This window comes from Kordia sp., assembly GCF_965283645.1.
Classification (GTDB): domain Bacteria; phylum Bacteroidota; class Bacteroidia; order Flavobacteriales; family Flavobacteriaceae; genus Kordia.
Genome location: NZ_CBDIPG010000001.1, coordinates 2,568,712 through 2,593,547, shown reverse-complemented (window position 1 = coordinate 2,593,547; position 24,836 = coordinate 2,568,712). Strand labels below are relative to the sequence as shown.

25 protein-coding genes are annotated in these 24,836 nt (G+C 33.2%); 4 read left to right on the top strand and 21 right to left on the bottom strand.

Translation table 11 applies throughout. From position 1 onward, the window contains the following. Positions 1 to 20 precede the first annotated feature (20 nt). From ACQ654_RS11440 to ACQ654_RS11425, 4 genes are all read left to right on the top strand, one after another. A complete protein-coding gene (locus ACQ654_RS11440) occupies positions 21 to 428 on the top strand; it encodes a hypothetical protein (protein WP_430410465.1) in 408 nt (135 codons plus the stop codon). Positions 429 to 430: 2 nt separating this feature from the next. Next, positions 431 to 1,048, top strand: coding sequence for an ExbD/TolR family protein (locus tag ACQ654_RS11435; protein WP_430410464.1), 618 nt, complete (start codon positions 431 to 433; stop codon positions 1,046 to 1,048). A 13-nt stretch (positions 1,049 to 1,061) separates the two neighbouring features. Further along, the gene (locus ACQ654_RS11430) at positions 1,062 to 1,541 is read left to right on the top strand and encodes an ExbD/TolR family protein (RefSeq protein ID WP_430410463.1); all 480 of its coding nucleotides are present in this window, start codon (positions 1,062 to 1,064) and stop codon (positions 1,539 to 1,541) included. A 106-nt stretch (positions 1,542 to 1,647) separates the two neighbouring features. Next, positions 1,648 to 2,361, top strand: a complete 714-nt coding sequence (locus ACQ654_RS11425; RefSeq protein WP_430410462.1) for a porin family protein — start codon at positions 1,648 to 1,650, stop codon at positions 2,359 to 2,361. A gap of 153 nt (positions 2,362 to 2,514) precedes the next feature. Here ACQ654_RS11425 and ACQ654_RS11420 read toward each other — a convergent pair whose 3' ends face one another. The 21 genes from ACQ654_RS11420 to ACQ654_RS11320 form a co-directional block, all read right to left on the bottom strand. Continuing rightward, positions 2,515 to 3,405 carry a DUF6268 family outer membrane beta-barrel protein gene (locus ACQ654_RS11420; protein WP_430410461.1) on the bottom strand — a complete coding sequence of 297 codons (891 nt, stop codon included), beginning with the start codon at positions 3,403 to 3,405 and terminating at the stop codon, positions 2,515 to 2,517. 14 nt (positions 3,406 to 3,419) lie between these two features. Next, positions 3,420 to 4,661, bottom strand: coding sequence for a cation:proton antiporter (locus ACQ654_RS11415; protein ID WP_430410460.1), 1,242 nt, complete (start codon positions 4,659 to 4,661; stop codon positions 3,420 to 3,422). 1 nt (position 4,662) lies between these two features. Beyond that, positions 4,663 to 5,322 (bottom strand): ion channel, encoded by a 660-nt coding sequence (locus ACQ654_RS11410; RefSeq protein ID WP_430410459.1) that lies wholly within the window; start codon positions 5,320 to 5,322, stop codon positions 4,663 to 4,665. A 19-nt stretch (positions 5,323 to 5,341) separates the two neighbouring features. Then, positions 5,342 to 6,628: an APC family permease gene (locus tag ACQ654_RS11405; RefSeq protein WP_430410458.1), complete on the bottom strand. Its 1,287-nt coding sequence runs from the start codon at positions 6,626 to 6,628 to the stop codon at positions 5,342 to 5,344. A gap of 3 nt (positions 6,629 to 6,631) precedes the next feature. Further along, positions 6,632 to 7,819: an NAD(P)-dependent malic enzyme gene (locus tag ACQ654_RS11400; RefSeq protein WP_430410457.1), complete on the bottom strand. Its 1,188-nt coding sequence runs from the start codon at positions 7,817 to 7,819 to the stop codon at positions 6,632 to 6,634. Beyond that, entirely contained in the window at positions 7,819 to 8,202 is a 384-nt protein-coding gene (locus tag ACQ654_RS11395) for a YHS domain-containing (seleno)protein (RefSeq protein WP_430410456.1), read from the bottom strand. The genes ACQ654_RS11400 and ACQ654_RS11395 overlap by 1 nt, the downstream gene beginning before the upstream one ends. Before the next feature lie 71 nt (positions 8,203 to 8,273). Next, positions 8,274 to 8,651: a DoxX family protein gene (locus tag ACQ654_RS11390; RefSeq protein WP_430410455.1), complete on the bottom strand. Its 378-nt coding sequence runs from the start codon at positions 8,649 to 8,651 to the stop codon at positions 8,274 to 8,276. Positions 8,652 to 8,685: 34 nt separating this feature from the next. Then, the gene (locus ACQ654_RS11385; RefSeq protein ID WP_430410454.1) at positions 8,686 to 10,623 is read right to left on the bottom strand and encodes a thiamine pyrophosphate-binding protein; all 1,938 of its coding nucleotides are present in this window, start codon (positions 10,621 to 10,623) and stop codon (positions 8,686 to 8,688) included. 12 nt (positions 10,624 to 10,635) lie between these two features. Continuing rightward, positions 10,636 to 11,007 (bottom strand): hypothetical protein, encoded by a 372-nt coding sequence (locus tag ACQ654_RS11380; RefSeq protein WP_430410453.1) that lies wholly within the window; start codon positions 11,005 to 11,007, stop codon positions 10,636 to 10,638. A gap of 1 nt (position 11,008) precedes the next feature. Next, a complete protein-coding gene (locus ACQ654_RS11375) occupies positions 11,009 to 11,899 on the bottom strand; it encodes an RNA-binding domain-containing protein (RefSeq protein ID WP_430410452.1) in 891 nt (296 codons plus the stop codon). 2 nt (positions 11,900 to 11,901) lie between these two features. Further along, entirely contained in the window at positions 11,902 to 13,341 is a 1,440-nt protein-coding gene (locus tag ACQ654_RS11370; protein ID WP_430413023.1) for an FAD-dependent oxidoreductase, read from the bottom strand. Between the two features lie 100 nt (positions 13,342 to 13,441). Next, the gene (locus tag ACQ654_RS11365; protein WP_430410451.1) at positions 13,442 to 15,058 is read right to left on the bottom strand and encodes a glutamate synthase-related protein; all 1,617 of its coding nucleotides are present in this window, start codon (positions 15,056 to 15,058) and stop codon (positions 13,442 to 13,444) included. Between the two features lie 103 nt (positions 15,059 to 15,161). Next, on the bottom strand, positions 15,162 to 18,728 hold the full coding sequence (locus tag ACQ654_RS11360) for a metallophosphoesterase (protein WP_430410450.1): 3,567 nt from the start codon (positions 18,726 to 18,728) through the stop codon (positions 15,162 to 15,164). Further along, positions 18,725 to 19,111 (bottom strand): hypothetical protein, encoded by a 387-nt coding sequence (locus tag ACQ654_RS11355; RefSeq protein ID WP_430410449.1) that lies wholly within the window; start codon positions 19,109 to 19,111, stop codon positions 18,725 to 18,727. The genes ACQ654_RS11360 and ACQ654_RS11355 overlap by 4 nt, the downstream gene beginning before the upstream one ends. Positions 19,112 to 19,324: 213 nt before the next feature. Next, the gene (locus ACQ654_RS11350; protein WP_430410448.1) at positions 19,325 to 20,407 is read right to left on the bottom strand and encodes a CRTAC1 family protein; all 1,083 of its coding nucleotides are present in this window, start codon (positions 20,405 to 20,407) and stop codon (positions 19,325 to 19,327) included. A gap of 68 nt (positions 20,408 to 20,475) precedes the next feature. Next, on the bottom strand, positions 20,476 to 20,985 hold the full coding sequence (locus ACQ654_RS11345; RefSeq protein WP_430410447.1) for an FG-GAP repeat domain-containing protein: 510 nt from the start codon (positions 20,983 to 20,985) through the stop codon (positions 20,476 to 20,478). Continuing rightward, positions 20,978 to 21,643: a DUF6796 family protein gene (locus tag ACQ654_RS11340; RefSeq protein WP_430410446.1), complete on the bottom strand. Its 666-nt coding sequence runs from the start codon at positions 21,641 to 21,643 to the stop codon at positions 20,978 to 20,980. Before ACQ654_RS11340 ends, ACQ654_RS11345 begins: the two co-directional genes overlap by 8 nt. Then, positions 21,640 to 22,119, bottom strand: a complete 480-nt coding sequence (locus ACQ654_RS11335; RefSeq protein ID WP_430410445.1) for a DUF2062 domain-containing protein — start codon at positions 22,117 to 22,119, stop codon at positions 21,640 to 21,642. The genes ACQ654_RS11340 and ACQ654_RS11335 overlap by 4 nt, the downstream gene beginning before the upstream one ends. A 91-nt stretch (positions 22,120 to 22,210) precedes the next feature. Beyond that, positions 22,211 to 22,774: a TetR/AcrR family transcriptional regulator gene (locus ACQ654_RS11330; RefSeq protein ID WP_430410444.1), complete on the bottom strand. Its 564-nt coding sequence runs from the start codon at positions 22,772 to 22,774 to the stop codon at positions 22,211 to 22,213. Positions 22,775 to 22,866: 92 nt separating this feature from the next. Continuing rightward, positions 22,867 to 23,526 (bottom strand): Crp/Fnr family transcriptional regulator, encoded by a 660-nt coding sequence (locus tag ACQ654_RS11325; RefSeq protein ID WP_430410443.1) that lies wholly within the window; start codon positions 23,524 to 23,526, stop codon positions 22,867 to 22,869. Between the two features lie 204 nt (positions 23,527 to 23,730). Beyond that, on the bottom strand, positions 23,731 to 24,825 hold the full coding sequence (locus ACQ654_RS11320; protein ID WP_430410442.1) for an acyltransferase family protein: 1,095 nt from the start codon (positions 24,823 to 24,825) through the stop codon (positions 23,731 to 23,733). Positions 24,826 to 24,836: the final 11 nt, after the last annotated feature.

Below are 24,836 nucleotides of genomic sequence, written 5' to 3'. Positions count from 1 at the left end.
TTTATACAATACTATATAATATGAAATCATTAAAATTAATATTAACAATCCTAATCGCAGTCATAGCGTTGATTGGTGCTATTCTGTACATCATGATTCTTACGGGCGATACAGGAAATACTATGATCTTAGCTGGTGAAATACTTGTTATAGTAACAGCAGCAATAGCACTATTTTTTGGACTCAAAAACTTGGCTACTAATCCACAAGCATTAAAGAAGTCAGCGATTTCTTTAGCAGTATTCGCAATCATTGCAATACTATCGTATGTGTCAGCTAGTGAGACTCCATTAGAAGTGGGAGACATCTCAATTACACCTAAAACCTCTAAGTTTGTAGGTATGGGTATATATATGTTTTACTTTTTAGCCGCAATTGCAATATTAGCAATGGTTGGATTTGGAATTAAAAAATCACTTAATAAATAATTATGGGAAGAAGAAATATACCAGAAGTTAATGCAGGTTCTATGGCAGATATCGCATTCTTACTGCTTATCTTTTTCTTAGTAACTACAACTTTTGAAGTGGATTCAGGTATTAACAGAAAGTTACCGCCAATGCCACCTCCAGGAGTAACACCACCAATTATTAAGCAGAAAAATTTATTCACTGTTTTAGTAAACAAGAATAATGATTTGCTAGTTGAAGAGGAAGTAATGGCTTTAGGAGATTTACGTGAAGCCGCTATTAAATTCTTAGATAATGGTGGAGGAACTAACGAAAAAGGAGAGCCTTGTAATTATTGTGAAGGAGATAGAAGAGAAGATTCATCGGATCATCCAAACAAAGCAATTATTTCTGTTAGAAATGATAGAGAAACTGAATACGGTACGTTTATTTCAGTACAAAATGAGCTTGTTGGAGCATACAATTTCTTGCGTAATAGAGAAGCGCAAGACTTGTACAAAATGAACTATACAGCTATGGACTCCATTGCTTCAAATCCACAAACTAGCGAACAGCTAAAATCTGATTTGAAAGCTAAAATGGAAGTTATAAAGGAAATGTTTCCTTTAAAAATATCTGAAGCAGAAACTAATAATTAAAAATGTAGCTACTATGTCTAAATTTAAAAAGAAAAAAAGTGGTGAATTGCCACCAGTATCTACAGCAGCTTTACCAGATATCGTATTTATGTTATTGTTCTTCTTTATGACGGTAACAACCTTTAAGAAAGACGATTACAAGGTAAAACAAGAATTACCATACGCAAATCAAGTACAAACGCTTGATAAGACAGATAAAGTAATTTATATTTATGCTGGAAAACCAAGTTCTAGATACCAAGGAGAATACGGAACACAAGCAAAAATTCAGTTAAATGATAAGTTTGCTGATGTTTCTGAAATCAAAGATTATTGGTTCAATACAATTAATAATGAACTTGGGCAAGAGTATCTAAATGTTGCTATTACTGCTTTAAAAGTAGATAAAGAAACGAATATGGGATTGATAGCAGATATCAAACAACAACTTCGTGAAATTAATGCTTTAAAGATCAATTACACTACTAGAAAAGGTAATGTAAGTCAGAATTAATAATAGAAGATCTTAAATTTTATATCAAAAAGCACTCTGCAAAGAGTGCTTTTTTTGTACTACCTTAGATAAGAATATCCGCAAATTAGCGTTACTCATAAAAGAAATGACAAAACAAATCTGCATAGGAATACTACTCACGTTTTTGGGATTTCAATATGCTACTGCACAAGAAGAAAATGAAAAAGCAGTTGTAATTGATACACTTCCCGATAACAACTATCGTGAAGATCAGTTTTACATTGGTCTTACATACAACATTCTTCAAAATAGACCTAGTGACATTTCTCAAAATAACTTGTCAAATGGATTGCATTTAGGTATCATAAGAGACTTTCCTATCAATAAAAAGCGAAACAAAGCTATCGGAATCGGAATCGGATATTCATACAATTCATACTTTCACAACTTAAAAGCAACAGAAACGGATAACGGAATTACCTATGAAGCAATTGACAGTGATGAAAGTTTCAAGCGAAATAAATTCAGAACACATATTATAGAACTTCCTATTGAATTTCGTTGGCGAACATCAACGGCAACAGACTATGAATTTTGGCGTATTTATGGTGGATTTAAAGTAGGATATATCTTTTCAGGAACGTCTAAATTTGTTGGAAATGATGAAAAATTGAAATTTAACAACGACGATTTAAATAGATTGCAATACGGACTTACCTTAAGCGCAGGCTACAATACATGGAATTTTCATGTGTATTATGGTTTAAATAAACTCTTCAAAGATGATACAAAAACACTTGATGGTGAAGCGTTTGAAATGAGTGTCATAAAAGTTGGTCTGATGTTTTACATCTTATAATTTTTATAGAATACTCTTTTAAGAATTGAGAAAGTAACGAACTATTTTTTTAAAATATTTCTACTATCTCCAGTCTCTTGTAATACACAATGATTAAATCATAAGCAAGATAAATCTCTACTGCAAAATTGTTCGGTACTTAATGCCATATTATTAGATTTTGAACCTTACACCTGTTCTTATATATAAGGTGTTGGAGCTATCTAGTTCAAATATAGTATCTCTATTTTCATTTCTCAACTCTGTATTACTAGAAAGGATATAAGCGGCTCTTGCATAAAACTCAAGATGGTCTATGATATGAAATTCGTATTGCAATCCACTCACTATTAGAGACATATTAATACTTTGCGCGTCTTCTTCTCCGTTAAGCAATGGTACGCCACGTTGCAGATTAGAGGTAAAGCCATCTAATTGGGCAAATAGTTTTAACCTGTGCTTATCAGAAAAACGATATTGTAAATTAGATTTAGGAACCCCAATATTGTAAGACCAATTTGGACTAAATCTTCGATAATAACTTATAAAAGGCAATGGAAAAGGAAATCCTCGATTACCTGAATAGGATACACCTGCAATAAGACGCCAAGGGGTTTTTACAGAGGTATCTTTTGTTTTATCTTTAATAAAGACAATATCAGTAGAAAGGACAATGTCTTCCAAAGTTAAATCATCGGCTTTTAGATTAGAACTTAAACCTGGCGTTAGCCTTACGCCTAATCGCCAATCGTTTTTTAAAGGTTGTGTGTAGCCTATGTTAAGGTCGAGTAACTGATATCCATCTATATCATCATCTACCGCAGCAATACCTCCTGTAGCTTGTAAATTAATATTGCTATAATCTAGCCCTAAAAATAAATATGAACCTTCTTTTTTAAGTTTTATGGGGTAATTAAATAAAACTCTTGTTCTATTATATTCTATAGTTGAATTATTTCTTGGAATAATTGTATAGTCAACACGTGCTAAATCGCTCAATTGTGCAAAACAGAAGTTTGTAACTAATACAGCAATTATAAAATAAGCGTATTTTAAGTTTTTCATTTTTTTTCTTGTATTTATTTATATAATTTCTTTACAACTTTACCAATACTCAAACCTTGCACAATTATTGAGAAAAGCACCGTTATGTAAGTTATATGAAGTATTAAATCTCCTGAAAGTTCTTGAGTTAAGCTTAATGCTAATGCAATAGAAATACCACCACGTAATCCTCCCCAAGTTAAAATAGCAATTGTTTTAATTGGTTTTTTTTCTTCGTGTTTTAATAATGAATATGGTAAAAACACAGAAATAAATCGTGCTAGAAGTACAATTAGAATTGCAAGAATACCTAACAAAATATAGCCTGTACTAAAATCTAATAAATGAATTGCAAGCCCAATAAGTACAAATAAAATTCCATTTAAAACATCATCTAAAATCTCCCAAAATGAATTGAGGGCTTTTTGTAAAGGGTTTTTATCCTCATCAACATGCACTTTGTTTCCTATTAGTAATCCTGCAACAACCATTGCCAATGGTGCAGATATATGTAGCATAAATGCACCTGCCGTACCTCCCATAACTACAGCAAGAGTAATAATTACTGCCAATTGTGGGTTCTCTTTTATGGATTGCATGCATTGAAACCCTATAAAACCAATCACTAATCCATAAAGTAATCCACCTACTGCTTCTTCTAGAAATAGTGTTCCAATTTCTGCTCCAATTTCTAAATTGTTATATTCTCCAGTTGCTGTAGCAATTAACAAAATTCCTGAAAAAACAACAACGCCAATACCATCGTTAAATAAAGATTCGCCTTCTATCTTTATACCCAAACTTTTAGAAATATTAGCCTGTTTTAAAATGGCCATCACAGCAATTGGATCTGTAGGCGAGATTAAAGCACCAAACAAAAGTGCGTGCAGAAAAGGTAAATCTAGACCAATTAATTGTGCTCCAAGAAAGACCAACCCACCAACTATAAAGGTAGAAATGAGCACTCCTAACGTCGCAAATAGAAAAATTGATTTCTTTTCTTTTGCTAGTGCACCCAAGTTAACATGCAATGCACCTGCGAAGAGTAAAAAACTCAATATACCATCGAGCAATAGGGTTTTGAAATCTGCATTAACAATGATATCACAAAAGAATATATATAATTCTGGAAATACAGTTTCACTAAAGGAAATCGGAATGATTAAGATTAAACTCAAAATCATTAAACCAATAGTCGTTGGCAATTTTAACCATTTATAATTGATGTAATTAAAAAACGCTGCAATTGTAAATATAATACTGAAAGATTCGAACATTTTAATTTGATTTTGTGTTAATATATTTTCCGACAAAAACGCCAATAACTATCGCTAAGTAAAATTGTCCTATAACATTCATAACAAGTGTTAAAGATTGTGCAGGAGCTGTTATAGGCGTAATATCTCCATAACCTACAGTGGTAATACTTATGAAACTAAAATAGTAAAAGCTATAGCCAGAATGTCCTTTAGTTAATTGAAAAGAACTTGGTTCTAAAAAATGAATAAACTCAAATAATACACCTCCAATAATACCTAAATAGAGAAAGCCTAAAATTGGCCCTAAAATAAACTGAAGATTAATCTCTTTTATAGCTATAAGTTGCCTAATAAGTATAATGCAAAAACAAGCAAATAATAAAAAAGATAACATCAGTCTGCAAATTAAAATTGATTTGGAATAGTTATTAGAAAATTCTAACCATATTACCAACAACATCAGAAAACCAAGAATATATGTAATAACCTTTGCTCTTTTTATCGTAGCGATTAATGAGCTACTTATAATAACGAGCGTATAGTTTATCACTACAACATACGCAGGATTAAAATCACTGAGAGCAATATGAATAGGTGTTAACAGAAAATTAAAGACGCTTAAAAGAGCAATTAAATATTTATACTCTAAAACTTTCTCCCAATTCAATATTGATTTCATATCCTACTTAATTATTAGCTTATGCGTTCTTAGAAGTGAATTTCTGAAATATAAATTCAAGCAAGAAACAAGCAATTATAATCCCTAAAGCAACACTAACTCCTACTATATTTTGAGAAGATTGCTGAACTATTAGTGTCACAAATGCTAAAACACATAATATGGTGGCAATTAAATGAATGACTTTTTTAGATTTTAATTCTTTATGTTTTTTAAAACCTATATAATTTACAATAGCAAAAATTAGAAGAAATCCAGCACTTCCAGCAGTTGAAATACTTTCCAAATTAAATGAATTGACCAATGCAATAGAAAAGATGGAGGTTACTAAAAAACCTATAGGTTTACCCCAAAATTTATGACAAAAATAGTGTGGTAACTCATTGTCTTTTGCAATGTCATAGTTAACTCTTCCACTTCCTAAAACAGTAGCGTTTATTGCTGAAAACGTAGAAATAAGCGCAGTAATTGTAATAATAGTAAATCCTATTTGACCTAAAGTAGGTTCTGCGGCTTTGGCTAAAACATAATCCTTAGCATCTGCAATTTGTTCAAATGGTAATGCTCCAACGGTAACAATAGCTATCAAAATGTATAAAACTACAACAAAACCTACAGCACCAAAATATGCTTTTTCTGTATTCTTTTCTTTATCCTTTAAATCGCCAATAGAATTCGCGATCAACTCAAAACCTTCATAAGCAACAAAAATTACCATACCTCCTGAAAGTAATAAAATAGGGCTTTCCCAATTTTCAGGCGCTAATTGTTGTAAATTTTCAGGATGCTGAGCAAGCCCATAAAAGCCAACTCCGATAAAAGCAATAAGAATTGTGAGTTTAATTATAACAGAGACAGATTCAATAGAACTTACCAGTTTTACGCTTAAATAATTAATGAGTAAAGCAATAATAAGAATTGCCGTTTGAAATATGTGTACGTCAATGCCTTTATCTCCTGTAATAGAAATTAGTTCTGCGCCATACGAGCCAAACGCCGAAGCATAAAGTGCCAGCATAACAATATAACTTATCCAAAGCAAGTTGTTGATTCCTCCAGCGAAAACACCATTGCCAAATTGGTGATGTACAAATTTTACTGTACCACCATTTTCTGGATACTTTTTAGAGAGTTTAGCATACGAATAAGCTGTTAGTAAAGCAATAATTCCAGCAAATAAAAACGCAACTGGAGTACCACCTTTTGCCAATGAGACAGCAAGTCCCAATACAGCAAAGATTCCTCCACCAACCATACCACCAATACCTATTGAAATAGCATCTCGTAAACTTATTTTTTTAGTCATAATTTATTCTTTATAATCTTTATGTGCCTTTTGTACTGCAATTGCTACTTTGGCTGCAATGTTTTTATTTAGACTTTCTGGAATTATCATTTGTCTATTTGGATGTTTTACACAAGCTGCAATAGCGTAAGCCGCAGCTATTTTCATTTTTGGTGTAATTTGTTTTGCTCTGCAATCTAGAGCACCTCGAAAAATACCAGGAAATACGAGTACATTATTTACTTGGTTAGGATAGTCGCTTCTACCTGTTGCTATTATTGCAGCTCCACCTTTCAATGCTTCTTCTGGGATTATTTCTGGATTTGGATTTGCCAATGCAAAGATAATAGGATCTTTAGCCATTGCTTCAATATCTTCTGCTGCTAAAATATTTGCAACGCTTACACCAATAAAAACATCGGCACCTTTTACAGCGTCTTTTAGATGTCCTTCAATATTTTCTGGATTGGAATAGTTAAGCAATTCCATTTTAGCAGCATTCAAATTTGTTCTGTTTTTATGAATAATACCTTTACTATCACACACTAAAACATGCTTAACAGGCATACAGACATCTGGATCAATGCTTATACATCGTAATAACCGAGAGATAGCTATTCCAGCTGCACCTGCACCATTGATGACGATTTTTAAATCTGAAATATTTTTCCCGAGTACTTTACAACTATTTATGATGCCTGCAAGAACAACAATTGCTGTTCCATGCTGATCATCGTGAAATACAGGTATTCCAATATCTTGAAGTGCAGACTCAATTTCAAAACTTCGAGGTGCTGATATATCTTCCAGATTAATGCCTCCAAAAACTGGCGCAATACGCTTAACCGTTTCAATAATTTCTGAAGAGACTGTCGTATTTAAACAAATGGGAAATGCATCAACATTAGCAAATTTCTTAAAAAGCATGGCTTTTCCTTCCATAACGGGAATTGCTGCTTCTGGACCAATATTACCAAGACCAAGTACCGCTGTTCCGTCTGAAACTACGGCAATGGTATTTCCTTTTATGGTAAGATTATATGCTTCATTTATATCTTCTTTTATTGCTAAACATGGTGCCGCAACTCCTGGCGAATATACTCTGGAAAGGTCATCTGTTGTTGTAACTTCTATTTTTGAAACTACTTCAATTTTACCTTTGTGTTTTCTGTGAAGCTCAAGAGATTCTTGATTAAAATCGTGCTTTGTCATTATGCATTCATTTTAGCCCAAGCTGTATCTGCTAAAGCTCTTAATTCTTCTGGTTTTTTAACCCATTGTCTTTTAGCGTCAATGATTCCGAAGAGTTTTCTAGTAAAAAAGTATAGTTTTCCATCTCTTACTTCCCAACTTTTAGGATTAGGATCTAACTGCTTGCCTTCAGACATTGCAATAGCACAAAATCCGCCGTATTCTGGAGTGTAGGATTCAGGAGATTTGTCAAATGTTTCTTTATTTTTTAATGAAGCAAAAAGATATTTCGCACCATTATAGTTTGAAGCAAAAGTCGCGTCTCCTTTTTCAGGGTTTCCAGTAAAAAATGACACGACATCATATCCTTGTGCGCCTATTCCGTTTTTTAAATTTTGTAACATTTTTATGTGTAATTTTAAATTAAAATATTTTCATTTTTAAAAGCGTTGTGCTTTTACGTTGAATACTTGTATTACTTTTTAAGTAATAATTTGAGCTTGTATATCGAAAGTGCAGAAAGAAGTACTGCGATCACAACGAGCATCATTTCTGGTTTTGGTCTCGCAAAAAATTCCATCGTTAACCCACCAATCATGGTTGCCAATAATAAAAAATAAGCCAATTTCCCTAAATTATTTATGCCTTTGATAGTATAAATAATGAGAAGAATTGCTATTGTAAGTTCCACAATACCTGTAAATACTCTAAAAATAGTTGGATCTATAGGCACTAGAGATTGAAACTGTTCAAATCCTTGAACGCTTTTTTCAACTCCTATCAATTTTGGAATTGAGAAAAATAGCATAAGTCCAGCGGCTATTAAATTACTTACTGTATTAAATGTTTTCATTTTTAGTTTTTTTAAGTTATTAATTATTTTAGTGTTAGATTAAGTTTACATCTGTTATAACCTCCAAAAGTGCAGGTCCGTTATATTCATTCAATTTTTTCATAGCTGGAATTAAATCTTCTAGTTTTTCAACTCGAATTCCTAAGGCGCCACAATTTTCTGCATATTTAGCAAAGCTTGGATTTGTTAGTGACGTTTGCCACACATCAACTTCCGCAGCACGTTGTTCTTTGGAAATTTTCCCTAGTTCAGAATTATTAAGTACAATGTGTTTAATATTCATATTATATTTTACAAGTGTATTTATTTCAGCTAAATACTGACCCAAACCAGCATCTCCAGAAACCGACCAAATAGGTCTTTTATCACCTTCCGCAGCCCACGCACCCATTGCTGCTGGTAAAGCAAAACCAATAGATCCTAAATATCCCGACATTAAAACGGACTGATTTGTGGGTTCAAAATATCTTCCGAAAGAATAAGTGTTATTCCCAACATCAACAGCGATAACCGCATCTTCAGGTACAATCTTGTTCATTGCATCAAATACAGAAATTGAGCTGAGTCCATCACCACAATCTTTTAATCTACTTTCTTTTTCTTCTTTCCAAAGCGACCATCTTTTTTCAATTTCAGCTCGTTGGTTGGTTGACTTATTTTTTGTTTGTGGAATAATCAGTTTGAGTGTTTCTGAAATTTCTCCCCAAAGTGCGACATCAACTTTGTGATGTTTGCTTAACGCCATTGGATCAAAATCAACTTGAATGATTGGTTTTTTTGGTGTGATTCCTGTATGATTAGAGAAAGACGCTCCAAAAACCAACAATACATCACTTTCGTTCATAAACCAAGAAGCTATAGGTGTGCCACTTCTTCCTAGCACGCCACAACCTAATGGATGATTATCTGCGATTAATCCTTTTGCTTTAAATGTTGTAATTACCGGACAGTTTAATATTTCAGCGTAAGCGATAATTGCATCCATTTGAAAACGCGCGCCATGACCTACTATAATAACTGGTCGTTTTGCGGTATTCAATAAATTCAATGCTTCATCAACCATTTCTTTTGGTGGTGAAATATTGAAAGGCGTTAGCCTATTTTCTGGCGTTTGTGCTTTCGCATTTTCTGGTTTTTCAGTAAAAGCAACTTCATCTGGAAAGGTTAAATGAACCACATCTCTTTTTATTAAAGCTGTCTTTATTGCTAGAGACATTAACTCGCTATGGTTAGAGTTTAAATGTACTGCATGATTAAATTGGGTAACACTATCAAAAGCTTTTACTAAATCTACTTCTTGAAAAGCGCCTGTTCCTACAACTTGTGTATTAACCTGTCCTGAAAGTGCTAAAAGTGGAGCTCTGTCTACCTTTGCATCCCACATTCCTGTATACATATTTGTCGCACCTGGACCAGCAATACCAAAGCATGCGGCGGGTTTCCCCGTTAATTTTGCATAACCTGATGCTGCAAATGCGGCGGCACCTTCATGTCTAATGCCAAAAAATTGTAGCTTTCCTTTTTCTTCTTGTCTTTTCATAGCATCTGCTACAGCTAGATTACTGTGTCCTACCATCCCAAAAACGGTATCAATTCCCCAATTAACCATCGTCTCAATCATTACATCCGAGATCGTTTCTTTGTGTGGTGCTTCTTCAGGAATTGCAACATATATGGCGTCGCCTTCTTCCTTTACTTCAAAATTCTTAATTCCATCATCAAAACCTCCAGGTGATTGTCCGTTGCAAGGATCAAAATCCCAACCATGCCAAGGGCAACGCAACATTCCGTTTTCAATAGTACCTTCTCCAAGTGGTCCGCCTTGATGTGGACATTTGTTATCTAATGCTGAAAATTTTCCTTTATAATGCGTTAAACAAATACCTTGATGACCAGCCGTTACCGTTTGTACACGACCTTCTGGAAGCATTTTTCTATTGTCTAAAACCTTATACCATTTTTGATTTTTCATAAATTAATTGATTTAATTAGACCTGTTTTTAAACTGATTTTGATGAATATTCACAGATCTAACGGAATATATAATCAATGAAATAAGCCCAAACGTAGATACAACGATAGCTAGAATTCCTAAATATGTTGAAACGTTGTAAATGTCATTAATACCAGCTATTACTCCTGAAGTGAGTAATAAAGCAATAGCGACATAAAAAAACACCATAGCTTTATTTAATAATTTTAATTGCGCTAGTTTCTGGTTTATAATGGTTTCGTCTTTGCACGTATTAATTAACTTATCAAGTTCATTAGTTAACGCCACCATTAAATTAGATGTCGATAAAATAATGAGTCCAATTCCTGGAATAATCGTTATAGGTAGATACCAATTCTCCATATTATGTAAAGTGTTTTAAATTATAATTATAGAACTCACTAAACTTTAAACTTAGGGTTGATGGTCCTGAACGCACATAGAAGTATTCGTTATTCTGAAATTTAACAAACACAGGACTATTTGACTTAGAAACATCAACACGTAAGATTTGTTCATTTTTGATAGTTACGATTTCATAATGAACAAGACCCAACGTTTTTTCACCTATTTTATCTCTCAATAAATTTGTAAAATGCAGTAATAGCTTGTCATCATTGGCAAATTCGTCTAAAGAAAGACCATGAATACTACTATCATCTGCAACACCAATAAGTAACGTGCCACCCGAAGTATTTAGAAACGCAGCAACAGTTTTTAATGAACTTAATTCAATGTTACTGTCTTTCTTTTTACTCATTATATTGTAGCGAAGAGTAGATTTAAACTCTACAAAATCAGATTCACCTTGTTGGATAATCTCTAACGTGCTAAAATCTGAACGTCTGAGTTTTAGTGAACTGTGTTTTTTTGCTATTACTTTTGTTATTTTGAGTGCTATTTTACTAGGAATTATTTTATCATCGTAAAGTGCCTCTGTATTTAATTCTAAAACGGAACAATTTGTTCTAGATACTGCTGTTCCTAATCTGACAGTATCATTGATAACCGCAATTTCTCCAAAAACATCACCGCGTTTAACAAATATGGTGTAACTGCCTGGTATGGTTAGCGTAACGCTTCCTTTTTCTAAAATATAAACTGAAGCAGCACACTGAGATTCTGAAAATACTACGTCTCCTTTTTTAAACTCTCTTCTTTTTAGAATAGATAGCAGCAAACGCTTTTCAGAATCCTCTAGAATATTGAAAAAAGAGCTAAAATGTAATGTGGTATGTAGTGTCTCTGTTTTCACTTTTATTTAAAATATTGTCTTACTCCATAACTAGCCAAAACGCCTTCTCCCGTAGCCGCAGCCACTTGTGCAATAGCACCTTCACGGCAATCGCCTGCTGCAAAAATGCCTTCAACACTTGTTTCTCCTAATCCTGTTGTTGTGATAAATCCTTGTTTGTTAAGTTCAATGAAACCTTTGATACTATCTGTATTAGGAATTAATCCTATAAAGATAAAAGCACCATCGGCGGTTAATTCTTCCGTTTCTCCTGTGGTTTTATCTTTTACTTCCAAACCTTTAAAATTATCATTTTCATCTTTGATGAATGCTAACGATTCTTTGTTGAGATGTGTTTCTATATTTTTTATGGATGGTAGTTTTTCAATGTAGGTTTCAGAAGCTGAAAACGCTGAACCTCGATTTATAATTGTTACTTTTTTACAAAAACCTGCTAAAAAGATGCCTTCTTCTAAAGCACTGTTTCCGCCTCCAATGACGAGAATTTCTTTGTCTCTGTAAAAAGCACCATCACAGGTTGCACAAAAGTGAATGCCAGCTCCTATTAAGTCTTCTTCATTGGTAATGCCTAATTTTCGATAGGTAGAACCTAATGCCAATACCACAGATTTACTTTGGTATTCGCCCATGTTAGAATCTATTTGAAATAAGTTTCCGTTTTTAGAAATGGATTTTACCTCAACACCAGTTTCAATTGTTGCTCCATATACTTTGGCTTGTTCTGCCATACGTTGCATGAGTTTTGGACCAGAAATTTCTGTAAAGCCAGGATAGTTTTCAATTTTTTGTGTTAGAAATGCATTTCCGCCTATATTCTTTTTTTCAAGAATTAAAGAATTGAAACGATCGCGCTGAATGTAAATTGAAGCGGTTAATCCTGCTGCTCCAGCACCAACAATGATACTATCGTACACTTTTTTCTCAGATTCTTCACCAATGTTTAATACGTCTTTTAGGATAGAGTTATCTGGATTGGTATAACTTTTATCACCAATGAAAATGGTAGGAATTATACGTTTGCCATTATTAATTTCCTCTACTTTTTCGGTAGCCCAAGTGTATTTATCAACTTCTATGTATTGAAAATTGATACTATTATCTTGCAGGTAACTTTTTGCTCGCTGACAATCTGGACACCAGTCGGCGCCATATAGAAGAACGCGCCCTTGCGAATTGATACCTAATACGTTTGCTAAAACACTATTGTCTGGATTGGTATATGATTTTTCGTTGATAAGAATGGTTGGGATAATGCGTTTCCCATTGTTGATGCTTTCTACTCGTGCAGTTGCTTCTTTATCTAAATCTACATCAATGAAATTGAAATCAATATTATTTTCTTTTAAATAGGCTTTTGCTCTTTGGCAATCTGGACACCAATCTGCGCCATATAAATCTATTGTATTCATCTTTTTGGTTGTTTTGTTTTTTGCGTTAAGGATTGAGGCTTTGTTGAAGCTCCTCGCAGAGAGCGACTGCCGAAAGCCTGACCACTTGCACTGAGCTTAGTCGAAGTGTTGTGGTAACGCCCTTATTATTTATCTATTTAACTCCAATTCCTGCGTAATTGATTCCTGTTAAATGATGCATTTCTTTATTAAACGTTGACAAGTCATCGTGATTAAATTTCGAGATATCATCATAACCACATGCACGTGCTACTACTTTAATTAAATCGTTTGTGGCATCGAAAAAGTTGTGCAATTGTTTGGCTGAAGAATTAATTATTATTCTACTGCGTAACGATTCTTTTTGAGTCGCAATTCCGACAGGACAGTTATTCGTACCACAAGCGCGCATTCCTAAACAACCAATTGCTTGCAATGCAGAGTTAGACACTGCAATTGCATCTGCGCCTAACATTAAAGCTTTCGAAAAATCTTCGGCAACACGTAAACCTCCTGTAATTACTAAAGTTACATTTGTTGCGCCAACTTTGTCCATATATTTTCGTGCTCTTGCCAATGCTGGAATTGTTGGAACATTGATATGATCTCTTAGAATGGTTGGTGCAGAACCTGTTCCGCCACCGCGACCATCGAGAATGATATAATCTACACCTACATCGAGTGCAAATTGAATGTCTTTTTCAATATGACTTGCCGCAATTTTGAATCCGATAGGAATTCCTCCTGTGCGTTCTCTTACTTTTTCAGCAAAATCTTTAAAGTCTTGCACGTTATGAAAGTTTGGATTTGCCGCTGGCGAAATTGCCGTTTCACCTTCTTCAATATCTCTTACTTCCGCAATTTCTTTACTTACTTTGTTTCCTGGTAAATGACCGCCTGTTCCAGTTTTTGCGCCTTGTCCACCTTTGAAATGAAAGGCTTGTACATTGTCTAGTTTGTCCCAAGAGAAACCAAATTGAGCTGAAGCTAATTCATAAAAATATTTTGAGTTATTAGCTTGCTCTTCTGGTAACATTCCGCCTTCTCCAGAGCAAATTCCTGTTCCTGCCAGTTCTGCTCCTTTTGACAACGCTATTTTTGCTTCGCGTGATAATGCTCCAAAACTCATATCACTTACAAAAAGTGGTATGTCTAACGCTAAGGGTTTTTTAGCATTTGGACCAATTATCACTTTGGTGGCAACATCAACATCGTCTAATAGTGGTAATGTGGCTAATTGCGCTGGCAAAAATTGAATGTCATTCCACTTAGGAAGCGTATTTCTATCTACACCCATAGAAGCGGAAGCTCCATGATGTCCAAGGTTTTTTAATCCGTTTTTGGCTAGTTCTTTTATATGACCTGTGTACGGCTCAGTATCTTCTGGATTCGTATCTGCATAAGCACCTAAGTATTCATCACGATTAAAAGGCTGTGGATGATTATTTATGTAAGCATCTATTTCAAATGCATCTACAAGTAAATCATCACCTTCGATCTTCGTTGAAAATTTATGAAGTACCTCTGAGTTATTGTATTCAGAAACGCCTGAATCTACCCGATAATCCCATCCGTGAACTCCACAGATTAGATTTTGACCATCTACGTGACCGTCTGACATTAATGCTCCTCTATGATGGCATCTGCCGTATAGAACAGAAATATCTTCGTCAAATTTTACAATGACCAAATCTAATCCGTTTACGAGCGCGTGTTCTGGTTGCTTATTTTCTAGTTTACTTACTTTGAATATTTTAGTTGGTTGTTTCATGTGTTTATACTTATTGTTTTTTTAAGGACACATGCTGTTCGCTATTAATCATTTTCTTGGGTGATAATATTTTTAGCATGCTCGTTTTTATTTGTTTTTATTATTAAAATGCTAGACTTAAAAGTATGTTTAATCTACCGCCTTCATCAGAACTGAAGTATCCGAAGTTGGCTGTGGTAAAGCCAGCAATGTTGAAGAATACTCCACCACCTGGTGATGTGTGCCATTTACTAGAGTTATCGGTATCTAACCAAACGCGACCATAGTCAAACCCACCGTAGAAGCCATATGCTATTGGAATAAAGGCGTTGCGTATTTTTCCGCATAAGAGTCTTACATCCGAATTGTGATAGAATGAACTTTTTCCACTGAAACGTTCTTGTCTAAAACCTCTTAATCCGTTACCATCTCCAATTGATGCTGCTTGATGAAATTCAAACTCATTGCTTAGATTAAAATGTGCCTTAACTTTTGTAGCAAATACTAAAATACCACGCTTGTCTATTTTTTTGGTAAGACGAATTTCAGGGATAATATATGGAAAACTTCTGTCTTCATCAAAATTAGCTTTGTAACCAGCGGTTAGTTTAAACCCAATTCCCGATTTAGGCATTGCTTCATTATCGAAGTTTTTGTATTCGTACGATGCTTCAATTCCAAAGAAATCCTGTCCGTTAAAGACTTCTGGATTTACAGCCGCAGTTTCTATAAATCTGCCTGCGATGTTTTCGGCCTCAATGCTTTCATAGCTTACTCCTACTTTTATTTCGCTTCCATAATAGCCTCTAAATATTAATGATGGTGAAAAGTAGAGTGTTTGTAGTCTCACACGATTAAAATCTAAGTCAAATTCATCTTCCAAGTTTACTGTTTCATTTCCAAAACCAAAGAAGTTATTTGTATAGCTTGAACTTGTGTAGCCAGCATTTATTCCTAAGTTTACTTTTTCGAATATATTTGCGAACTCACCAGAATAGTCAATTTCAACACCAGAAGTTTCCGTAATAAAAACAGCGCTTAAACTATGTTTTGCTGTAAATGGATTGCGATATAATGAGTTTTTTGTATAGTTGAAAACGGCTCCAATTTTTAATCCGTCATCTGGGTTTGAAGCAATGATTGGCAATGTATTTTGTATGTCTCTTCTATTCTTTTTAAAGTAATAAGTATTTAAGTCATAGTCATCTGTAAGTGTTTTGGATACAGCATTTTTAAATGTATTTGGTTTTGATTTCTGGTCAAATACACGAAGGTTTCTTTTGTTGTTAACGATATAAGTATCGTTATTTTGTCCTCCAATTATTTTAATTTTGATGTATTTGTTACTTTCACCATTGACTTCAAAGATATCTTCATCATCCAATCCGTAAATCCACAATTCATTGGTGACCGATTTGTCATAATCTACATCCCAAAATTTAGTGCTCATTTTTCCTTTTTTCATTCTAAAACCTGATACATTCGTAATACCATTTGGTTTTCGTGTGATGACAAAATGATCTTTTTTGTCTGTTCCTGTTATTAAGACACAAGAGCGTAAATATTCGTAGAGATTAACTGCGTTTTCTTCTACTTTAGCTAAACGACCCAACAATGCCTTTCTAGTTCTTTCTACTTTTTTCTGATCTATTTCTTTTGGGAAATTACGAAAAGCTTTGTTTATAACTTCTTCGGTAAGATTTTCTTTGATAAAACGAGCTTCCCGCAACCAATCTTCTTGGGTATGGTTTGTTAAAACTGCTAAATCTACATCATCACCAGCATCATTGAACCATTTTGTAGAATTGTAAGTGCCATCATAACGTTGCATAAAACGCATTGGCGGACTTAAGATTGTTAATGCGCCAAGCATGAAACCATCAAAATCTGAAAAAACCTGATCTCTATCTCTGGGTATTGGTTCGTAAAGGTCTATGCCATTTTTTTGTTCTTGAACTGCCCAACGCCATTGGTCTGCGTGTCTGTCCCAGTCACCAATGATATTGTCAAATAATCTCGATCTTATGTAAAGAGCTTCATTAATTTCAATTTTATCTTTTTTTCTTAACTTTTCTAATAGTTTTGTTGTGCTTTCAATTTTATTTGTGTTACCAAGGCTTGCTACATCTTTGTGACCATCTGTAATACGTTCTTCAATAAAATAAATTTTATCGCCATAATCTTCGTTATGTATTCCCAATGCTTTTTGTTTTGGTATGTAATATAGCTCCGTATTTGCATGATATATATTTAATGCATCAGCCATATCACCTATAGTAAGCGAACCATACGGATTAGCGGTTGTCCAATAATCTTGAAGCAATTGAATAAAATAAGTGTCTTCAACATCAGGTTCTAAATATTCGGTTTTAAAGATAAAGTATTGTATAAATCGTAGGGCACTTTTCTTTGCGGAACGCATGGCAAATTCTCTTCCATCTTTCGTTTCCAAACGTAACGAGTTTGTTTGGTGTCCACCACCTTTTCTCATGATGGAAAGTCCACCATACAGTGTGTCTAATAATGCTGTTTTTATGTGAATAGGTGTTTTGTAATCTTCTCTAAAGTGTTGTCCCCAAAGCATTTTGTAGAAACCTGAACGATCTAACTCTTCCGGTTTATAAATAGAAGCGTTTACATATTGAGGTGTTTTTTCTTCGTTATATTCTGAAATAGTTGCGGTTTCCGCAGGAGCAATCACTTCAGATGCAAATAGAGGCGAACTAAAATTGTTAGATGCACCATAAAAAGCCATCCACATGGAACCATCTTTGTACTCTATTATTTTGGTAAATCCGTTTTCATTAATTGCGGCTTTACTCTTTTTGCCTTTTTTTGCATCTTCTATTTCACCGCCAGCACCACTAATAATTACGGGTATATTTTTATCTACAATAAATTGCATATTTTGCTCATGACCAGAAAGAAAAACAACATTTTTAGATTGTTGAGCAATCGTTAATAAGCGATCGCTATATTCTTTATAGTATTTGTTATTTAATTTTTGAGGATTGATACCAAAAGAAAACGAATTTCCATATTTTCCATACGAAGCAATAGGATGATATACAGCAATTAGAACTGTTTTTCCTTGACTTTTAACAATTTCGTGTTCTACTTCTACATAAAATTCTGTTTTGTTTTTTATGTCGCAATGGTCGTTAATATTAGGAATGTTATCCCAATCTTGTAAAGCCCATTGAGAGTCCAAAATTAATAGATCAACATCATCATTGATTTCTATTTTTTCAATAGGACAACCTTTTTCTGGTTGAAATATATTTTTGTTTTTAAAAACTTTTTCTAAATAATCTTCTTGCGCTTTTAAGCTTTTTAATCCGTTTTGCCAATCGGTATATCCTGGAATTATTACAATTCTATCAGAAAATGATTTTAGCATCGTAGCATAAGAATCAATAGTCCGTTTGCCAATTGCATCATCTTTTGAAAAGCCATTTTTACTAGCATTGTTTCCTAGTAGTAGCAATGTTGAATTGCCATCTTTTTGCATTCCGTTTTTAAGCGCATTGATTACAGTATTGTTTTCATTAGTATTATTAATTCCAAGATTACCTGTCGCATAAAATGTATGCGAGACTTCCTTGTTTGGAAGTGTGTTTGAGTCTTGTTGGGCATGACAAGTGAAAACAAAGAACAGCAAAAGGATTGAGTTAATTACTAGAGTTTTCATTTTTGGTTGGTTTTATAGGTTTTGATAAGAATAATTTTAAGTATAATTAAACTGCTAAAAAGCAGTAAAGAATAGTAACACATTGGTGTGCCAGAAGCTGTTTTTGGACATTCGGCATTTCCCGTAAATTGCATGATTGAAGCAATTAAAGCAATGCTTCCTGCTACTCCTGTAAATAGAAAATATAAGACATTCCATTTGTTTAAGAGATGTGCTATCAGTGGAATGATAAAACAGATTAGGACTACTAAACATATTGGTATGTGCATTATTTTAGGACAACCTTCACCTGTTTTAAATTCTTCAAAAACTAATCCGCCAGCACCAAATAATCCTATAATTAGGATAGTAAGAATGCTGTAGTATGTGATTTTTTTTGACATTTATTTTTAATTTGTACTATTCGTTTTTTATTAAAAAAACAAAAATGTGTTAACCTTCAACATTGTATTCACACTATTTGAAACTGTTTTTAAAGTAGTATGAGGCAAGCTAAACTTTTTTCTAAGAACTAGAAAATACTTAAATTTTGATAGTTACTTTAGACGACACTTTGCTCGTATTTATTAGATTTTTAGATGTTATGTTATAGTCATTTAATTTTGTTGCGTATTTTCTTTAGATATCTCTAAAGTTGTATCGTCTTTCTCAACTGCTGATTTTAAATTAATAATACTATTGATTTTTGGGTTATTAATACTAATCTCTGTATCGTTTGCTAACCATACTTTAATGCTTGAAACCGTAGTTTCTGTACCCAATCCAAATTGAAGCAATGCGGTTTGGTCACTCGCCAATCCTTCTCCAGTTACCAGCCATTCAGTTAGTGTTTTTGTTGGTGTAGTTACGGTTACTTTTGCACCTTGTGCATTGACAGATTCTCCTAAATCTATTTGTAGATAGTTGTTGCTTCCGCCTTTATTTATGTAAGCTAACGAAGGTGTATCAATGTTTACCCAAATCATGTCTAAATAACCGTCTTGATTAAAATCGCTCACTAACGAAGTGATTCCAAAATAAGGATTAACAACTCCACTTTTTTCTTCGGTTGGAGCAAAAGTGCCATCTTCTTTTTGAACTAAGAATCTGCCAGGCAGTCTAAAGAGTTTATTCGGTGCTAAATCCACATAGTTTTCGGCAACCATAAGGTCTTGCAATCCATCATTATTCATATCGGCAAAGGTGCAACCCCAAGAAAACTCGTAGTCTGCAATTTTAGTTTCTTCGGCAGTATCTGTAAATTTAAAGTCTCCATCATTTCTAAAGAGAATCCATTTTTCATTGAATAGAGAAGCATCTTTTATGTCTCCTTTTGCTAAAAAGCGAGGTAAGGTACTTCCTGTGTTTGAGAACATAAAATCGACTAAACCGTCATTATTATAATCGCCAACAGCAATTCCCATTGGATAGGCAAATTTTTTGGTTAATGGGTTCGGTTTCATTGTATAGGTAAGGTCTCCATTGTTTTTATAGGTACGAACTTCTCCTGTGTCGTGCGCCACCACCAAATCTAACCAAGAATCATTATCTATATCTACAAAAATACCTTGAAATGTATTGTGCACATAGTCTAAACCTGCTTGTTTAGTGATGCTTACGAAATTTTCGTTTCCTGTATTTAAAAGCAATTCACTTGTTGACCCATAAGTATAATCTTCAAAAATGGTTTGTCCTTCCATAAGCTCCTTTTTAAGATAGGTTGCCATGAAAATATCTAAATCACCATCTTTATCAATATCACCAACAGTTAGTCCTGCAGGTGTTGGTTTTCGTTTATGGGTGTGTCAATTTTTTTAGGTGTAAATTTTCCATCCGTATTGTAATAAATAGTTAATCCATCTTCTCTACCAAGAAGAATATCCGTAAATCCATTGTTATCAAAATCGGCAGAAACTATACCAACAGTAGTTACTGTGTTTCCTTTTTTAGGCAAATTGACTTCCGAAGAAATATTGACAAATTTATTGTTTCGATAGGCAAAAATTGCATCTTCTTGATTCATTCCACCTCCAAAAAAGACTTCATCTACATGGTCATTATTAATGTCTATTAATGCGGAAGGTGCTAATGGTAATGATTTTTCTCCGTTGTATTGATGCTTAAAATCGAGTGCAATTTCTTCAAATAAAGGAATTTTACTATCATCTATTGTGATGTCGTATTTGTCCGAAACTGAATCTCTCCAAAAGAAACCTAGAACAAAAATGATTAACAGAAGAATGATAACACCGATTACTTTAAGTATTTTTTTAAGCATTTTGATGGTTTTTGGTATAGTTTTTTAACTGAATAAGAGAAAGCGTAAATAAAATGAAATGGGTTACATTCATTAAAATCGGAAGCATATGTTTTCCTAGAGAAGGAATTAGCTTTCCTATAATGACTAATAAAATGAGTATCACAATTGGGCTAAAAATTGCCATCCATTTTTTATAATACGTACCACCTTTTAGAATTGCAATTGCAAATACAACGGATAATGAAGCAATTATTACACGAAGTGCTTTTACCAATATTTCCATGTGATCTGTGTAATGTGTCAATAGATTTTGATACGTTGATGCATTCATGGTGTCTTTTAAATGTACAATATTACCAATTGAAGCGCGTGAGCCAATCCAAATACCACCAACTGTAAATGCAATAAAACCAATTGCCAAAACTAGCTTGGCTAAAGTTTCATTACCAGATTTGAGCATTCTGTATATGTGTATGTATCCAGCATAGTAAAAAGGTACGCCAATAACTGCCAAAAAATGTCCTGTGGTCAAATTGTTTAATGATACAAATTTGAAAAACTCATAATCCTTAGAATGCTCTAAAATTGAGCTTGAATAGTGTAGAAAATACTCACCTAATCCAACAAGAATAGATGCGAAAAGACCTAGATATCCTAAAATTTTAGTTAGTTTCATTTAGCTATTAATTGGTTGGTTTTGTGTTTGTCGAAATATGTTAAAATTACTTTCAAAATAAAATAAAACACTATACCTAAAGGAATTGCGGTTAATATCCAGCCTACAGTCCCACACAGCAATTCATAAGATAATTCTCTTACTGTACTCCAAAAACCTATTTCATAACTTGCTTTTATGGCTTCAAAAGAGAGTAACGTATGTTTTGTACCAAAAACACGTGCTCCTATATTTATAAAAGGAATAAGTGTTATAATTTTTAATGGTTCTATTATATAACTAAAAGCAATCATTATTGGTAAATTAAGTCTAAATGGTAGTGCTATACATGTTAAAGCTATGGTACTTATTCCAAAAATCGGGTAAATAGAAACCAATGCTGAAACTACTAAACTCAATGCTAATTGTTTAGGTGTTAAACCTTGTTTAAATAATACCTTAAATTTCTCCCATATTTTAACAAGTTTAGATTTCATTTGTTCTAAATAAATTTAAAAACACATTCTTATTAAACACTAATAATCAGACTAATAATTCTAACTACGCGTTTAGTTATAGGCGAAAAAATTATAGACTCTTAAATGTATTCTCTATATAGTTTTCTAATTGGGCAGCATCACAAATTTTTGATGCCGATGATAAACCAATCATAGAAATTAATAAATAATCTGCTTGATTTTCTACGAGCGCTGAATCTTTATACTTTTCAAGCATCAGTTTGTTATAAAATAATTGCCTTATTTGATTACGGAAACCTTCAACTTGTGCTACTATTTCAGTATCAGTCTCTATATCCATTTCATTTAAAGTATTCGTAATTAAACAACCTTTACCAAATCCATTTCCAGCCGAAAGTTTTAAAAACTTATAGAAATACTGCTTTATAGCTAAAATTCCAGCCGTAGATGTTTCAAGCTCTTTTGTTATTTCACTTACTTTTTTTCTATAAAATTTCAAACTTTCAATAAAAAGACCTTTTTTACTTCCAAAGCTTGAATAGATAGAAAATTTATTAATTCCCATTTGTTTCTCAAGCATTTGCATTGAAGTATGTTCATAGCCTTTTATCCAAAATACATGCATGGCTTTTTCAACCACATCTTCTTCAATATATTGTTTTTTTCTTGACATTTATGTATTTATAAAAACAAATCTAAACAACGAGTTAGTTAAATCAAAAATTTTTTATCAATTTGTATGATTCTACAAGCTGTTACAGGCTCCTATTTAGTGTTTGAAATAAACTGACCATTATACTCTATAATGCCTTCTTTCCTCATTAAACTTAGTACATTGCTCACTGTTTGTCTTGAAGTATTGGTCAGGTTTGCAATTTCTTTATGTGAAAGTAAGTTTTTAGCGATTGACTTTCCATCTTTGTTTACTTCACCAAATTCTTCTAAATAATCAGTAATAAACTCTTTAATTCTTGTGGAGCTATCTTTATATAACAAATCGTGAAGTCGTCGTTCTAGTTTTTGAATCCGTAGACCGTAAATTTTAAGCACTCCATTTTTAAGGGATTGATGCTTTTCCATTAGTTGTTCCATTTGTTCAGCTTCTATGTAACAGATTATGCAGTCTTCTAATGCATAAGCCGCTTCTTCGGTTGCCGCTTCTTTGTTGTAAAGCGCAAGTTCGCCAAAGATATTACCACGTTTTACAACATATTTTACGGTATCATTTGTAGTGTTTACAATTTTAACGCTCCCTTTTTTTAGAAAGAAAACACTATTCTTATGTTCATCATTGAGTTCAATGGATTTTCCTTTTTCAATGGTATCCATCTCTAGAATCTCACAAATCTTCATCATATTGAACATTCCGAGTTTCTTAAAAAGGTTGAAACCTTCCAAAAACCAGTATTTTGTAATTGCTTTCAATTATACTATCGTTACAGTTAAAATCAAATATATGGAATTTAAGATTTGAATGGTTGTGTTAATTTTTTAATAATTACTTTAGGCGACAGTTTTAAGTTTTAGAATAGGGTTTTATTTCTTCTTAAAAAAGCATCTTTTTTTGAAGTTTATTGGTTTAAAAGAGTGAGAAAAACTGCTTACAAGAAAATGTTTGTCAAGGTATTATCAGACTTTAATAATAATCTTTTTCTTGAATAAGATATACCCAAGCAACATGTAAAACAATACCACAACTAAAGCATACAGCAAGGAAGACATTTCTGGACTTAGAAAAGATTGTGCAAATATGTTTTTAAATAGATATGAATGTATATTTTCATTTTCTCCAACTTTTGTTAGATAGAATACTTTAGAAATAAAGCTAGACAAGAAATAAATGGTAATTGCATTCGTGCCAACGTATTTAAAAATTCCGCCAAATTTTATATTTAATACATCTGTAATAAAATAGACTATTGAGAGTATTAAAACTGCCCAACCACTTGTCACTAATACAAAACTACTACTCCAAAGTGTTTTGTTTATAGGAAACCAATAACTAAAAATATATCCACTAATGAGTAAGCCAATTGCTATTACAAAAAGCATAATTTCTTTTTTATTTTGGTAACTCATCAATACTTTGCCTATCAATATCCCGAATAAGCATGTTATTACCGAAGGAATTGTACTTAAAATACCTTCTGGATCATAATCAGGTTTCCACATATGTTTTCCTAAAATGTTTAGATCGATATAATTAACCCAATTGTTAGGTGCTCTGTCAAAAGTCGGCAATGTACCATCTGGAAAAGGGAAAAAACCTAAAAAGCCCCAATAGAGTAGTAACGTAGCTATTGATAGCCCTAATATAACTTTCCAATTACAATGCAAATATAATATTGCCGAAATGCAAAATACAATACCAATCCGTTGTAAAACCCCAGGGATTCTTAAAGTTTCCATATCTGTAATGAACGGAAAATAGGGTAGAAATAGATTGAGAAATAAGCCTAAACCAATGAGCTTTAAACTTCGTATAAAAACCTTTTTATACGTCTTTGATGTTTTTGTCTTGTTCTTGTAGGCGAATGCTATAGAGATTCCTACAATGAACAAAAAGAAAGGAAAAATTAAGTCAGTAGGTGTTAAACCATGCCATTCCGCATGAAGTAGTGGCGCATATACATTAGACCATGTTCCAGGCGTATTTACTAGAATCATTGCTACAATTGTAATTCCTCTTAAAATGTCTACGGAAGCTATTCTTTCTTTCTTCATGAGACAGCTAT

Bases quoted from the DNA above. Each gene is read 5' to 3' on its own strand.
- ACQ654_RS11430 (WP_430410463.1), top strand. From the start codon at position 1,062: ATGTCTAAATTTAAAAAGAAAAAAAGTGGTGAATTGCCACCAGTATCT.
- ACQ654_RS11400 (WP_430410457.1), bottom strand. From the start codon at position 7,819: ATGACAAAGCACGATTTTAATCAAGAATCTCTTGAGCTTCACAGAAAA.
- ACQ654_RS11320 (WP_430410442.1), bottom strand. From the start codon at position 24,825: ATGAAGAAAGAAAGAATAGCTTCCGTAGACATTTTAAGAGGAATTACA.
- ACQ654_RS11410 (WP_430410459.1), bottom strand. From the start codon at position 5,322: ATGAAATCAATATTGAATTGGGAGAAAGTTTTAGAGTATAAATATTTA.
- ACQ654_RS11385 (WP_430410454.1), bottom strand. From the start codon at position 10,623: ATGAAAAATCAAAAATGGTATAAGGTTTTAGACAATAGAAAAATGCTT.
- ACQ654_RS11420 (WP_430410461.1), bottom strand. From the start codon at position 3,405: ATGAAAAACTTAAAATACGCTTATTTTATAATTGCTGTATTAGTTACA.
- ACQ654_RS11340 (WP_430410446.1), bottom strand. From the start codon at position 21,643: ATGAAACTAACTAAAATTTTAGGATATCTAGGTCTTTTCGCATCTATT.
- ACQ654_RS11390 (WP_430410455.1), bottom strand. From the start codon at position 8,651: ATGAAAACATTTAATACAGTAAGTAATTTAATAGCCGCTGGACTTATG.
- ACQ654_RS11330 (WP_430410444.1), bottom strand. From the start codon at position 22,774: ATGTCAAGAAAAAAACAATATATTGAAGAAGATGTGGTTGAAAAAGCC.
- ACQ654_RS11365 (WP_430410451.1), bottom strand. From the start codon at position 15,058: ATGAAACAACCAACTAAAATATTCAAAGTAAGTAAACTAGAAAATAAG.
- ACQ654_RS11435 (WP_430410464.1), top strand. From the start codon at position 431: ATGGGAAGAAGAAATATACCAGAAGTTAATGCAGGTTCTATGGCAGAT.
- ACQ654_RS11350 (WP_430410448.1), bottom strand. From the start codon at position 20,407: ATGGAAGGACAAACCATTTTTGAAGATTATACTTATGGGTCAACAAGT.
- ACQ654_RS11405 (WP_430410458.1), bottom strand. From the start codon at position 6,628: ATGACTAAAAAAATAAGTTTACGAGATGCTATTTCAATAGGTATTGGT.
- ACQ654_RS11345 (WP_430410447.1), bottom strand. From the start codon at position 20,985: ATGCTTAAAAAAATACTTAAAGTAATCGGTGTTATCATTCTTCTGTTA.
- ACQ654_RS11355 (WP_430410449.1), bottom strand. From the start codon at position 19,111: ATGTCAAAAAAAATCACATACTACAGCATTCTTACTATCCTAATTATA.
- ACQ654_RS11335 (WP_430410445.1), bottom strand. From the start codon at position 22,119: ATGAAATCTAAACTTGTTAAAATATGGGAGAAATTTAAGGTATTATTT.
- ACQ654_RS11360 (WP_430410450.1), bottom strand. From the start codon at position 18,728: ATGAAAACTCTAGTAATTAACTCAATCCTTTTGCTGTTCTTTGTTTTC.
- ACQ654_RS11425 (WP_430410462.1), top strand. From the start codon at position 1,648: ATGACAAAACAAATCTGCATAGGAATACTACTCACGTTTTTGGGATTT.
- ACQ654_RS11380 (WP_430410453.1), bottom strand. From the start codon at position 11,007: ATGGAGAATTGGTATCTACCTATAACGATTATTCCAGGAATTGGACTC.
- ACQ654_RS11440 (WP_430410465.1), top strand. From the start codon at position 21: ATGAAATCATTAAAATTAATATTAACAATCCTAATCGCAGTCATAGCG.
- ACQ654_RS11395 (WP_430410456.1), bottom strand. From the start codon at position 8,202: ATGTTACAAAATTTAAAAAACGGAATAGGCGCACAAGGATATGATGTC.
- ACQ654_RS11415 (WP_430410460.1), bottom strand. From the start codon at position 4,661: ATGTTCGAATCTTTCAGTATTATATTTACAATTGCAGCGTTTTTTAAT.